The 13,431-nt window shown below is 57.4% G+C and carries 8 protein-coding genes; 2 read left to right on the plus strand and 6 right to left on the minus strand.

The window, feature by feature from the left end:
- Window positions 1–94 precede the first annotated feature (94 nt).
- Window positions 95–2,521, minus strand: coding sequence for a transglycosylase domain-containing protein (locus B5D61_RS15995; RefSeq protein ID WP_176159474.1), 2,427 nt, complete (start codon window positions 2,519–2,521; stop codon window positions 95–97).
- Between the two features lie 180 nt (window positions 2,522–2,701).
- On the opposite strand from B5D61_RS15995, the gene B5D61_RS16000 reads away from it, so the two are divergent.
- Window positions 2,702–3,760: a class I SAM-dependent methyltransferase gene (locus B5D61_RS16000; protein WP_217699001.1), complete on the plus strand. Its 1,059-nt coding sequence runs from the start codon at window positions 2,702–2,704 to the stop codon at window positions 3,758–3,760.
- A 162-nt stretch (window positions 3,761–3,922) separates the two neighbouring features.
- Here B5D61_RS16000 and B5D61_RS16005 read toward each other — a convergent pair whose 3' ends face one another.
- From B5D61_RS16005 to B5D61_RS16025, 4 genes are all read right to left on the minus strand, one after another.
- A complete protein-coding gene (locus B5D61_RS16005; protein ID WP_078814422.1) occupies window positions 3,923–5,359 on the minus strand; it encodes a DUF1501 domain-containing protein in 1,437 nt (478 codons plus the stop codon).
- 39 nt (window positions 5,360–5,398) lie between these two features.
- A complete protein-coding gene (locus B5D61_RS16010; RefSeq protein WP_217699002.1) occupies window positions 5,399–8,002 on the minus strand; it encodes a PSD1 and planctomycete cytochrome C domain-containing protein in 2,604 nt (867 codons plus the stop codon).
- 380 nt (window positions 8,003–8,382) lie between these two features.
- The gene (locus B5D61_RS16020) at window positions 8,383–8,829 is read right to left on the minus strand and encodes a hypothetical protein (protein WP_078814425.1); all 447 of its coding nucleotides are present in this window, start codon (window positions 8,827–8,829) and stop codon (window positions 8,383–8,385) included.
- A 9-nt stretch (window positions 8,830–8,838) separates the two neighbouring features.
- Complete coding sequence (locus B5D61_RS16025) at window positions 8,839–9,813, minus strand: SMP-30/gluconolactonase/LRE family protein (RefSeq protein WP_078814426.1); 975 nt, start codon at window positions 9,811–9,813, stop codon at window positions 8,839–8,841.
- A gap of 90 nt (window positions 9,814–9,903) precedes the next feature.
- Here B5D61_RS16025 and B5D61_RS16030 point away from each other — a divergent pair, with 90 nt between their 5' ends.
- On the plus strand, window positions 9,904–11,619 hold the full coding sequence (locus tag B5D61_RS16030; protein ID WP_078814427.1) for an amidohydrolase: 1,716 nt from the start codon (window positions 9,904–9,906) through the stop codon (window positions 11,617–11,619).
- Between the two features lie 139 nt (window positions 11,620–11,758).
- Here the strand turns inward: B5D61_RS16030 and B5D61_RS16035 are convergent, their stop codons facing one another.
- A complete protein-coding gene (locus tag B5D61_RS16035; RefSeq protein WP_078814428.1) occupies window positions 11,759–13,312 on the minus strand; it encodes a sialate O-acetylesterase in 1,554 nt (517 codons plus the stop codon).
- Between the last annotated feature and the right edge of the window lie 119 nt (window positions 13,313–13,431).

Here is a 13,431-nt window from a genome sequence, read left to right on the forward strand (position 1 = left end):
AGCCAGTTGCCGCTACATTTCGCCTCAAAAATGCGCGCGGCGGGAGATTTAGCCAATCCCGTAGGATCAGCTAGGTGAAGGAGAGCCTAAAGCCTCACAGCTCGATCTTCATCGGCGGCGGTGGCTTGAGCTGAATGATGGGCTGCTCGGTGGGATCACCTTCACCGACATCCACGGGCACCGCACGGAGGATGGGGGTGCCGTCGTCGTTGACGGGGCGGGCGCGGAGCACAGGCTTCTCAGAGTTGTAGGGATCATCACCGAGGATGATGGGGTCCTGGAGATGCACGGGCTCGATGTTCACGTATTTGTTAGCATCGGCCATCATCGCCGTGTTGGCATTCTGGACGATGGCTCGGTGAAAGGCGGCTAGATCGGCAGGCAGGCCTTCTCCGGTATGGATGGGACAGGTGGTATTGTAGCTCGTCCCTGGACGCAGGTATTCATAATAAGTGCTGCGGACGGAGCGCTCGACACCATCGGGACCTTTGACTTTGTCATAGCAGTAGTCCGTGGCACGCAGACCGCTCACGCGGCAGATTTCCACGCGATCGGCAGACTCCGGTGGATCGATTTCCTGAGGCGTGCGGCCCTTGGTGGAGGCATTGATGATGTCCGTCCAGATCGGCAGAGCCACTTTGTTGGAGAAGGCACCGGGATAAATGGTCTTTTGTTTGTCGAAGCCCACCCAGACACCGCAGGTGACGGAGGAGGTGTAGCCGAGGAACCAGAGGTCTTTAAACTCATAGTGCGTGCCCGTTTTTCCACCGGCAGGGAAATCACCCAGACCATACTCAATCGAGGGAGCCCCGGTGCCGCGATGCAGAGCTTCCGAGAGGCAAGTATGCACCTGATAGGCCGCGATCTCGTCCATGGCCCGGACCGGTTGGAGGGTCTTTTCATCCAGCTGATAGACCGTCTTGCCCCGGAAGTCCGTGATGCGCTGGATCAGGTGCTGTTTCGCTGGGCGCTTACCCTGAGTGGGAAAGCAGGAGTAAGCGAGGCACATTTCATCCAGGCGAGCCTCCGAGGCACCCAGGAAGCTGGAAGGATAGTCCCGCAGCTCGGTGCCGATGCCAGCCCGTTTGACGAAGTCCTTGAAATCCTGTTTCAAGCGCCCGCCTTCCAAGGCGACTCGCTCTCCCAAGCGCACGGTGGCGGAGTTATGAGAGCCGACGAGAGCCTCCCGGGAACTGATGGGTTGGCGTGACCACTTGGGATCATCCACCTCCATGCCCCACTCCCCGAGAATGCCGGTGAAGCCGCCGATCATGATGCGCTGATTGCTCAGCGGTTCATCCGCCAGTGGCGTCATGGGGAAGTAGCCGGGCTTAGAGAAAGCTGCTGCATACACGAAGGGGGTAAAGGCGGTGCCGACGGGACGCAGGCCATCTGTGGCGCGATTGTATTGGCTGTCGATGAAGTCGCGGCCACCGACCATGGCCAGGATGGAGCCATCGGAGTTGTCCATCACGATCGCAGCGCCTTGCAGATATTCGGGTAGCGGGCGTGGCGTATCGGCGGGCAATTCGTGTTTGTTGATCTTGCTGCGCCAATCCGTCAAAATCCCGCGAAATTGGGTGTAGGTCTGGTGAGGGTAGTTCGGCCGGGTTTCCACCTCTGCGAGACGCTTTTTCATGGCCGTCTCGGCGGCTCGCTGGAGGTCTTTGTCGATGCTGGTGTAGATCTGGAAGCCACCGATGGCAGCGCGTTCTTCACCGAGTAGGGCCACCACTTCCTGCCTCACTTTGTCAAAGGCATAGCTGAGCCTGGGATCGCTGCTCTGGGGAGCGGTCACCATGGGTTTCAGCTTCAGACTCTCGGCATCGTCTCGGCTCAGGGAGCCCTCGATGACCATGCGGTCCAGCACGTAGTTTCGTTCCTTGATGGCGCGCTTAGGATGCCGGATCGGCTCAATGTTGTTCGGGCTCTTGATCAGGCCCGCAATGGTGGCGGCTTCCTCCACCGTCAGGTCTCGGGCATCTTTGCCGAAGTAACCTAAAGCCGCTGCCTGAATCCCGTAGAAGTTGCGACCGAAAAAGATGCGGTTCAGATAGAGCTCCAGGATTTCCGGCTTGGAGTATTGACGCTCAATCCGCTGCGCCACAAAGGCCTCCATGATCTTACGTTTGTAGCTTTTTTCCATGAGCCCGAAAGTCTGGCGGGCGAGCTGTTGGGTGATCGTGCTGGCTCCCTGGGTGACTTCACCAGCGCGGAAGTTTAAATACACAGCGCGGATCAGGCCGATGTAATCCACTCCATCGTGGCTGAAGAAACGGCTGTCTTCCTGAGCGGTCAGGGCGTCGATAAAGTGCTGCGGCACGTCCTTGATCGGCACTGGGGTGCGGTTCAGCACATAGATGCGGGAGAGTTCGTCGCCATTGCGGTCGTAGATGATGCTGGCGGCCTCCAGTTTGCGGATCTCCGTGAGATCGTAAGTCTCGGCCTTAGCTTTGAGCGGAGCCACGATGATGGCATAAGCGCCCAGGGCGGCGACACCAGCGAGAATGATTAGAGCCATGAGGGCACTGAACCATGTCTTTCGGTAAAATGGGGTTTTGAGCCCGGACACGCCGCGCCAGTTCGTCTGGGGTTGAGTTTCCAAATCTTTGCCGAACATGAGGAGATGCCCTTGAATGCAGGGGCGGCTACTCTAACGGCAGCAACGCCCCTACGCCACTTGTTTCCCATGACTGAACTAATGCGCATTCTGCACGATGATCTTGCCAACTCTCAGGAGGGCAGGCTGACCTTTGCTCAGGTGATGGAGAAGGCGCTGTATCATCCTCAACATGGCTACTATGGCCCTGGCCCGCGCCGCATCGGGCGTAGCGGAGACTTCTACACGGCGGTCAGTGTCGGGCCATTGTATGGGCGGCTGCTCGCTGAGTTGGCGCTTCAGGGATGGAAAGAGCAGGGGAGTCCGGGAGAATTTGCAGTCATCGAGCAAGCCGCGCATGATGGCCAACTCGCCGAGGATATCTGCGAGGAACTCCTGGGTAGACAGGGAACGAAGGGGCTACGTTACCTCATTGTCGAGCCCAATCCCCGTTACGAGGTCGTTCAGCGCCAACGGCTTGAACGATTCGGTGAGCGGGTGAAATGGGTGTCTTCTCTGGCTGAGCTTCCGGCCATGCCAGCCCTGTTTTTGTGCAATGAATTGCCTGATGCCATGCCTGTCCATCTCGTGCGGTGGAATGGTCAGGTTTGGCACGAATTGTATGTGGCGGCTGACCGAGGCGAGCTGACCTTCACGCCCGCGGCGCTATCTTCCTCGGAGTTGGAGAGTGAACTCGCTCGCTTGCCGACGGACTTGCCCGAAGGCTACACCACCGAGGTGAACCTCGCGGCTCTGGCCTGGATGCAAGAGCTGATCAAGGTGCCCTTTCATGGGCAGATTTACATCGCCGATTACGGCCTGGATGACTTCGAACTGTATTCACCGACGCGCAGCACCGGCACGCTGCGCCGCTACGCCCAGCATCAGACCGATGACCGAGTCCTGGAAAATCTGGGCGAATGCGACCTGACCACGCACATCAATTTCACCCGCCTGATCGAGACTGCCGAAGCCGCGTCGCTGAAAGTCCGGAGCTACGAGTTACAAGGGCGTTTCCTGGGGAAGCTCGCCATGCCTGTGCTGGCGAGTTTGGAGGGGCGTCGAGATGGCTCGACGCAGGCTTTGCTCAGGCAGTTCCAATCCCTGACACATCCGGCGTTCATGGGCCGGTCTTTCCGGGTGCTGGTGTTGGAGAAGTGATGTGGGCACTCTTGCCCGCACGTCACAAGACATCGCTACGAGGTGAATGATCGAAGGGCCTGTACTTCGATAGAATGGATGCGGTATTCCGACACAAAAGCTCTCAAGACCTGCGACTGCGGGCAGGAGTGCCCACATCACTTTCTAAGGCCAGAGACTCATCTACGCCAAGATCCCTTTCACCACCTGCCCAGGCTGACCATTCAGAATGGTTTCAGCACGACCGTTGCGCTTGTAGGTGAGGCGGTTGGCGTCCAGGCCAAACAGATGCAGCACCGTGGCGAGGTAATCGTAATGATGCACCACTTGATCCACGGCATTCAAGCCCCAGTCGTCGGTGGCCCCATGCACGTGCCCGGCTTTCACCCCGCCCCCAGCCATCCAGATGCTGAAGCCGTCGGTGTTGTGATCGCGACCAGGCTTGGCATTGCCACGCCCTTGAATCACGGGCAGGCGGCCCATTTCACCTCCCCAGAAGACCAACGTGCTATCCAGCATGCCACGTGATTTCAGATCCTTCACCAGAGCCGCACTTGGTTGGTCATTGTTGCCGCAGCGGCGCACCAGGGCCTCGTTAATGTTTTCGTGCATGTCCCAGGAGTAGTCCCAGATCTGCACAAACCGAACCCCGCGCTCCACCAGACGGCGGGCAATGATGCAGGCCTCGGCGAGACGGCGGGTGCGATCATCGTTGAGCCCATAGAGGGCCTTGGTGGCCTCCGTTTCACCGCTCAGGTCCAGGGCATCGCTAGCTGCTGTCTGCATGCGGGCGGCCAGTTGATAACTGGCGATGCGGGCTTGCAGGTCCAGCTCACCGGGATGCTCCAAGAGATGCCTTCCATTGAGTTTTTCGAGAAGCGAAAGCTGCTTTTCCTGGGCGGCTCCTTTCAGGTAGTCAGGGGCGTCCAGATTCATGATGCGAGGCTGCTGCTCACGTACATGGGTGCCTTGGTAAACCGAGGGCAACAAACCACTGGCCCAGTAAGGTGAGCCGGGCGGGTTTTTTCCCACCACCAGGGAGACAAAAGCGGGTAGATTCTGCGAAACGCTACCCAAGCCGTAACTGAGCCAGCTACCTAGCGCGGGACGACCACTGATGCCGCTACCCGTATCCAGCGCCTTCATGCCGGCGACGTGGTTGCGGATGCCTGTCAGGTTCATGCTGCGCACCAGACAGATATCATCCGCTAGAGTAGCGGTGTGTGGGATGAGCTCCGAGAGTTCCATGCCCGAATCGCCATGACGACTGAACTTGAACGGGCTGCCCATCACCGTCTTGGTCGCACCGCCCGCATTGTCGAATTTGATTTCGCCGCCGGGGAAGATTTTGCCGTCCCACTTATTCAGCAGGGGCTTGGGATCAAACATGTCGATGTGACTGGGACCGCCGCCCATGAAGAGCGAGATCATCGCCTTGGCCTTCGGTTCGTGATGCGGCTTCTTCGGCAGGTTGTCATAGGTCACCCGATCCAGCAGCGGCTTTTCGGGAGCTTCGGCTCCGATCAGGCCATCTTGCTGGAGCAAGGAAAGCAAACCCAGGGAACCGAGATTGAAAGCACTCGTGCCCAGAAAGTGACGGCGTGATAGGCAGGTGGACATGGCAGGAAGACGGGTCAAGGAATGCAGGGGCAGTGAGGATCAATCCACATACATGAAGCGGTTCGAGCTCAATAAGACTTGGCACAGGCTGGCCAGGGCGTTATCGGCAGGCGGAGTGTCCCCCTTCTTGAGAGGACGGCTGGAGAGGATGGCGGTTTGCTCGGCCAAGTAGTTTTCCAGTTCGCTCACATCTGCGGCGGTGGGTGTGGTGCCATAGGCCAAGCGCCAAGCTGTGGCGGCTTGAGTGCGAGCATCGGTCTTAACACCTGCATGTTTCTGCACGACCTGGGCAAATTCACGGGATTGCGCGACGAGGAACGCGCTGTTCATCATCAGCAAGGACTGGGGAGCTACGGTGCTGACGTTGCGCAACTCACAGTTAGGCTCCATTTGCGGCGCGTCGAAAGCCGCGAGCTGATACACAGGCGTGCTGCGGCGTTGCGTCACATAGATGCTGCGGCGGTTTTCCTGGTTTGCCCCCATGGGTTTCTCCATACCCACCACAACTTGGGCATTGGCATCCTCATAAATGGGCACCGGCGGACCATACGGAGTCAGGTTGAGCTGGTGGGTGGTGGCCAGAATGGTGTCGCGCAAGGTCTCGGCCTCGAGGCGGCGCACATTCATGCGCCAGTAGAGAGCATTCGCCGCATCCACCCGTTCTGCATCAGGGCGCTTGGCGGAGCTTTGGCGATAGGTCGCGCTGGTCATCATCAGGCGATGCAGATGCTTCAGGCTCCAGCCGCTTTCCATGAACTCTGCGGCCAGCCAGTCAAGCAATGCGGGATGGCTGGGTTTCTCTCCCTGAGTGCCAAAGTCTCCGGGGGTGTTAACCAGACCTCGACCAAAGTGGTGCAACCAGAAGCGATTGACCAACACACGCGCTAACAAAGGATGTTTTCCATCGGTCAAATGCTTGGCAAACGCCAATCGTCGTCCCGTAGTTGGCAGCACCTTGTCATCCGATGCAAACTCGACTGGGTGTTCCGGATTCAAAAGCGTCAGGTCCCCTGGATTTACTGCGGCTCCTGGAGAGTTCATATTGCCGCGCATGAACACCAGCGTGGCAGGCACCAGGCTCTTGTTGCCATAGGCGATCGGTTCAGCAAAGGCACGCACCGTTTCATTCTTCGGCTTGCGGTCACGCACAGCCTTGGCACGCGCCGCGACAGCTGCCTGCATGTCGGCCAGTTCTTTGTCGCGTTTGTAGTTAGCTAGGTAGAGATTCAACGGTCCAGTGCTGTTGCCCACCTTTAGAAAAGGGTTGTTTTCCAGGTATTCGGCCTGTTCGGCACTGAGTTGCTTTTTGTCTTTCTGCCAGAGCAGACCCGCCGTGCGGGCGTAGTCGCGTTTCGGTTCAGGAATCTTGAGAAGCTCCTGCTGAAAAACCCAGTCACGCAGTTCATCCAATTTGGGTTGAAGCTCGGCTTCGATAACCTTGGCTTCTTTCTCCAGCTCAGCGGCGTAAGCCTTTTCCTTCTCGGTCAGCAGAGAGATTTCGCGCAAGGCCGGCGCCCGCCATTTCTTCCAATCCATGCCGGGCTCGAAAAGCGCACGCAACTTATAAAAATCCACCTGCGGGATGGGATCGTAACGATGGTCGTGGCATTCGGCACAGCCCACGGTCATGCCTAACAATGAGCTTGAAACGATTTTCACCGTTTCCGTGAGCACCACGTTCTTGGCCAGTTCTGCATCATCGTTGCGCGAACCGGTGCCATCCGGTGCCATGCGCAGGTAACCCGTGGCGGTGAGCAAATCCTTCTGTGCCGCGGTCAGGTCCTTGGGAGGCATGGGGATCATTTCGTCCCCAGCGAGCTGCTCGCGGATGAATTGGTCAAACGGCTTATCAGCATTGAAGGCACGGATGACATAGTCGCGATAACGCCAGGCGGTGTCGCGGGGTGTATCCGTGTCATTGTAGCCCTCGCTATCGGCATAACCCACCACATCCAACCAATGGCGTCCCCAGCGTTCACCGTATTGCGGAGAGCGTAGTAGATCATCAATCAGACGTTCGTAGGCATCAGGACGTGCATCGGCCACGAAGGCCTGCACTTGAGCATCGGTGGGCGGTAGTCCGATGAGATCGAAGTAAGCCCGCCGGATGAGAGTGGCACGGTCAGCTTCCGGGGAAGGGGATAGCTTGGTTTTGGCTAAGGTCTCACGCACGAAAGCATCCACCGCATTACGAGCCGTTTTGACGACAGGCACCTTGGGCCGCTGAATAGGCTGGAACGACCACCAGGCGCGTTCTTCTTCCGTAATCACAGGCCCCGTGATTTTCTCCGGCTCAGGCCGCAACGTTTTGGCACCCTGAGTGATCCATTGTTCGATGACTGTGATCTCTTCAGGCTTGAGCTTTTTGTCAGCCTTGGGCATCTCACCGTTTTTCACCACTTCCAGCAGCAGGCTTTCGTGTGGCTTGCCCGGCACGATGGAGGGACCGGATTCCCCGCCTTTTTCGAGGAAGTGTTTCAACCGCACATCCAGGTCACCTTTGGCGTGCCCGTCTTCACCGTGACAGTGAAAGCAGTGCGCCTTCAGAATCGGGCGGACGTCTTTCTCAAACGACAGCTCCGCCGTTGCGGATGAATGAGCCGACACAAACAAAAGCGCATAGAGGTAGGGGGAAAACTTCACAGGCAGGTGCGAGCTACGCCAAGCCTATGCAGGTGCTTACAGATCTGGGGGCACTTGAGCACAATCGAGCCTAAAAGTGTCTCCAAAGTATTTCCTGGGCGGCAGGGTTGATCCCGCCCCTCATCCCACACTGATGGCTGAATGAATCAGGGTTGAGCTCGCGGGGCTGAATCGAACGATTGAGGTAAAGACACACCGAAAATCATGGGCTGGACTTGCAGACTGCGATCAGCCGCTGGAAAAGATGATCGAAGAAATCCGTGAAACGCAGGATGCATGTAGGCGTCTTTGGCTGCGGTCGATTTTGGGTTCAACTCAATGATCGAGGTCGTGAAAGGCGGCTGAGCTTTGAGGGCCTGCACCTGTCTCCGCGCTTCTTCCTAAGTCAGGAGCTTGTTCTCGATCACGGTCAGCAAGCGCTCCAAATCAGCGAGGGTGATGTCGCCCCAGAGCTTGCGCCCTTGTGAAGGCTCGATCCTGACGACTTGGGCATTCACCCGGCGTTTTTCGCTTTCATTCACCTGCTGCCAACAGCCGACGGTGAGAAGAAACGGCTCTTCGATCTCGAACGGCCGGATGGCATCCCCGAGGCCGATCGGGGAACCGTATTTCACAGCCTTCGGGTTTACTGGGATCTTGCTGTGATTCAAATTGGCCTCAGCGGGAATGTCCCACTTCTGGGTGTAAGCCTGGGGATGATAACCACCAAAGAAGCTCTCCCGCAGCCAACGCTCAAACAGCAGGCCGTGGGATTGCACCTCACGGCTCCATGAAAAAACCACCGTCAAGATCAGCAGCGCTATGGTGACGGTGGTTCGTATGGGCAAAAAGGGGGGTCAGTATCCTTGGATTCGAGTCTTCACCCTTAGCAAGAACATGTCCGCCGTGATGTACATCGTGTCTTTTTCGGGACCACCCCAGGCGCAGTTGCCCGTATTTTGGCCGGTGAGAATGGTGCCCATATGCTTGCCCTGAGGGCTGAGAATCAAGACGCCGCCCGGGCCCGTGGTCCAGATGTTCCCTTGCGTATCCACTTTCATGCCGTCGCAACTGCCTTTGCGCTCCGCAGATTTCAGCGCCTGGGCATTAAAGATCACGCGACCGTTTTGGACGCTGCCATCCGCTTGCAGGTCATAAGCCATCACCCGCGCTGCCTCTTTGTCGGAGATCGCGAGGTAGAGGATCTTTTCATCTGGGCTCAGGGCAATGCCGTTGGGCCAGCGTATGTCGTCGATGATCAGGCTGACTTTGCCATCCGTGTCCACACGATAGATTCCATGATAAGGGGCGTCCTGCTCCACGCCTTTTTTCATGCCGTAGGGAGGATCGGTGAAGAAGATCTGACCGCTCCTGGCAATGACGAGATCGTTGGGGCTATTGAAACGCTTACCGTTATACTGATCGGCCAAGGTGGTAAAGCTGCCATCTTTTTCGAGACGAGCGATGCGGCGTTCTCCTTGTTGAGTCAGAATGAGATTTCCCTGCGCATCCAGGGCTAGGCCATTGGAACCTTGGCCCGTGCCATCCAAGCTGCCGCTGGGTCTCAGGCTGATGAAGGCGTTCTTATCACCCTCCTTCCAACCGAATACGGTATTTTCCGGCACATCCGAAAACAGGATTTGTCCGTCTTTCCAAACCGGACCTTCGGACCAATTGAACCCAGAAGCCAGGACCTCGATCTTGGCGTCTGGGGCCAGGAGTTGATCGATAGCCGGGTCCAGACGCTCAATGCCACCCTGAAAGTCAGGGGCGGGCTCAGCCGCTAAAACCGAAGCGAGGCTGAAAAGAGGAAGCAGAAGGTGCTTTTTCATGAGAGGCAAGAGACTACGAAGGGATTGGACTGGTGATCAAGTGCTCAGTTATGAGCATAAAAAGTGTCGTCTGGTTCGCGTTGTTAGTGCATGCGCATAGCAACGGCTCTTTGCCTCTCCCTCGGTCTCCTTTCTGAAGCGGCTCTGGCGGCCCCCGATTTGATTCTTCACCACGGTCGAATCGTTACGATGGATGAGGCCTTGAGCTTCAGCGAAGCCGTCGCTGTGGAAGGAGGCCGTATCATCGCCGTGGGTGATAATGACAGCGTGCTGGGCCTGAAAGGCGAAAGAACGGAGTTGTTGGACCTAAAGGGAAAGACGCTGATGCCTGGGCTTATGGACTCTCATGTGCATCCAGGCTCCGCTGCCATGATCGAGTTCGATCACGAAATCCCGACGATGGAAACCATTGCCGATGTACTGGCTTACCTCACCTCTCGTGTGAAAGCGTCAAAACCGGGGGATCTCATCAGCCTGCGGCAGGTCTTCATCACACGACTGGAAGAGAAGCGCTATCCGACACGAGCCGAACTCGATTTGGTGGCTCCTGAGAATCCTGTGGTCTTTTCCACGGGTCCTGATGCCATGCTCAATAGTCTGGCTTTAAAGCTCGCAGGCATTGATCGGAACTACCAACTGCCCAAAGAGAGCCCGGCCCGGGTGGAGAGCGACGCCAAGGGTGAACCCACCGGTTTGCTTCGCAGCTTCAGCCCCAAGATTGCGGCGAAGGCCGTGACCCGTTCTCCCACGGAGGCAGATCGTTATGAGCGCACGCAAGCCTTGTTTCGGGATTACAACAGTGTTGGCCTGACGACCGTTGCGGATCGGGATTGCAGCTTTGGGCAAACGGCGCTGTATGAGAAACTGCATCAGAACGGAGATCTCAGCGTGCGCATGCGTGTCTCGATGAGCATCCCGGCGATGAGCCTCTGGCCCGCCACCCAGAAGGCCATCGAAGAAGTAGTCGCCAGTCCCTTGACCCAACCCAGCACGGATCTACAAATCATCGGCACCAAGGTTTATCTGGATGGAGGCATGCTCACGGGCAGTTCCTTCATGACCGAGCCCTGGGGCATAAGTGAAGCCTATGGCATCAGCGATCCGGAGTATCGCGGTGTGCAGAAGATCTCCGCAGATCGGCTGAAGCAATTGGTGGAGATGGTCACCGCATCAGGCTTGCAATTCACCGCTCACTCCGTGGGAGACGCGGCGGTGAAGCTGCTGGTGGATACCTATGAGGAGGTCAATAAGACCCACTCCGTGCGTGATGCGCGCAGCTCCATCACCCACTGCAACTTCATGCAGCCCGAGTCCATCGCCAAAGCCGCACGGCTGGGGGTGTGCATCGATCTCCAGCCCATTTGGCTGCACATGGATGGCCTCACCTTGACGGGCCATTTCGGGCAAGAGCGCATGAAGATCTTCCAACCTCTCCGGGCGTGTTTTGATCAAAAAGTCATCGTTGGCGGTGGCAGCGATCACATGCAGAAGATCGGCTCTTTTCGCAGTGTGAACCCTTACAATCCCTGGCTGGGCATGTGGACCGCCATCACGCGTAAGGCTGGCAAACTCAATGAGCCCGTGCATGCAGAAAACGCCATCACGCGTGAGGAAGCCCTTCGCCTTTACACCACGAACAACGCCTACCTGCTGAAGCTGGAAAAAGACACCGGCTCCATCGAGAAAGGCAAGCTCGCCGATTTGATCCTCGTCGATCGTGATCCGCTGGATTGCCCCCTTGATGATCTACCGCAGACTCAGGTGTTGAAAACCTGGTTGGGCGGCAAGGTGGTGTTTTCGCGTTGATACTCCGATATCGAGTCGCGTTGATGTCGGCGAAGGATGCTTGTGTCTCCCAGCTCTGGGTTCCAATCACAAAAAACCCCTGCCACATTCGAAATGGGGCAGGGGTCGGTGAGTGTTGATTTCTCGAGCCTCTTTGGGATTACGGCTTTGGCTTGGTGGACATCGGGAAGTCGTCCGAGCGGAAAGGGGTAACAGGCAGACCGTCGGTGGTGTAGAGATTGCACACGGGGTTGTTGGCCCAGGCATAGCGGACGGCGACAGGTTTAGCCACCTCTGGTGCGCTGACTTCGACCGTGTCTTTGCCGATGATCTTGGCGGTGGCCCAGACCCACTTCTGATCTTCACCACAGATGGCAAAGCCCTTCACTTCGGTCACGTCCACGGTGCGCAGAGTGGAGCCGAAGGTGTCCAGGGTGACGATGGCTTTGTTACCGTTGATGGCGAGGGATTGGTATTCAGGGCTGCGATAGGGCAGCTTCAGACCGTAGTCTTTCACGAGTGCCCAGCGGGCGAGGCGCTCAGCCACATCGCGCTTGTTGCGGGGGTGGATGTCATTGGTTTCACCGAGGTCGATGATGACGGCTTGACCACCATTCTTGATCGCGAATTGAGTCTTAGTCTGGCTTTCACGAAGCTCAGCCCAGGGGCTCTCGACAGGAGTGGGCGTTTCAGGCATGAAGTCGGCCAACTGCACCCAGTAGAAAGGGAAGTCACCCTGCTTCCATTCGGTGCGCCAGTGTTGGATCATGAGCGGGAAAAGATAACCGTATTCATAGGCGCGGCCGGCGTTGGATTCACCTTGATACCAGATGGCTCCTTTGATGCCGTAACCGATGGTGGGGAGGAGTACACCGTTGTAGATGTTTGCGGGGCGGGCATTACCGCTGAGGGTTTGTTGTGGGCTCTGGGGAGCACGTGTCGCGAAGGGTTGCTTCGCTCTAGCGGCTTCGTCTTTCTGGTTGGTCCAGGCCGCCATGGCTTTGTCGTAGTCCTGTTTGGCCTTCTCACTGACGAGGTCCTTTTCGCGCTGAACCCATCCATCCATCAGGCCTTTGAATCGGGCGTCCTTCTCCAGCACATCCCGCCGAACCCACGCCTCGGCAGCGCTGCCACCCCAAGCGTTGTTGATTAGCCCCACAGGCACGTCCAACATCTTATGCAATGTGCGACCGTAAAAGTAACCCACGGCACTGAAGGGGCCGACGGTCTCAGGGGAGCACTCTTTCCACTCGCCTTTGAAATCTTTTTGAGGCTCCTGGGTGCCGACTTGGGGGACTGAGATCAGACGGATGTTGGGAAACTTAGCCATGGCGATCTCCAGATCGGCGTCCCAGGTGCTGCCCACATTCCACTGCATGTTGGATTGGCCCGAGCAGATCCAGACTTCACCCACGAGCACGTTTTTGATCTCGCGGGCATTGCTGCCTTGGATGGAAATGGTAGCAGGCTGGGCATTGGCAGGCACGGGGTCCAGCGTCACCGTCCACTTGCCATCCGCACCGGCTTTGGCGGTCTTGGTCTGGCCAGCAAATTTCACCGTCACATCCGTGCCGGGTGTATCCCAGCCCCAGAGGGGATTGGCCTGCTTCTGCTGAAGCACCATGTTATCGCCAATGATGGCGGGCAGCTTGATTTCTGCACTGGCGGATAGAGCCAGGGCAGCCAGGAGGGACGTGATCGCAAGAGTGCGCATAAGTGAGAGCGCACTAATACGTCAGCAAGGGATGAAACCCTTCGTGAAGAGTCGCTTTTTACGGCAGTCCTTTCACCTGATCACAGTTTAGGAGCAAAGCTTGCCTATGACGACTTCAA

Origin of the sequence: Prosthecobacter debontii, assembly GCF_900167535.1 — a bacterium.
GTDB lineage: Bacteria > Verrucomicrobiota > Verrucomicrobiia > Verrucomicrobiales > Verrucomicrobiaceae > Prosthecobacter > Prosthecobacter debontii.

Coding starts and splice junctions, on each gene's coding strand:
- B5D61_RS16035 (WP_078814428.1), bottom strand. CDS start 13,312: ATGCGCACTCTTGCGATCACGTCCCTCCTGGCTGCCCTGGCTCTATCC.
- B5D61_RS15995 (WP_176159474.1), bottom strand. CDS start 2,521: ATGGCTCTAATCATTCTCGCTGGTGTCGCCGCCCTGGGCGCTTATGCC.
- B5D61_RS16025 (WP_078814426.1), bottom strand. CDS start 9,813: ATGAAAAAGCACCTTCTGCTTCCTCTTTTCAGCCTCGCTTCGGTTTTA.
- B5D61_RS16005 (WP_078814422.1), bottom strand. CDS start 5,359: ATGTCCACCTGCCTATCACGCCGTCACTTTCTGGGCACGAGTGCTTTC.
- B5D61_RS16030 (WP_078814427.1), top strand. CDS start 9,904: ATGCGCATAGCAACGGCTCTTTGCCTCTCCCTCGGTCTCCTTTCTGAA.
- B5D61_RS16000 (WP_217699001.1), top strand. CDS start 2,702: ATGCGCATTCTGCACGATGATCTTGCCAACTCTCAGGAGGGCAGGCTG.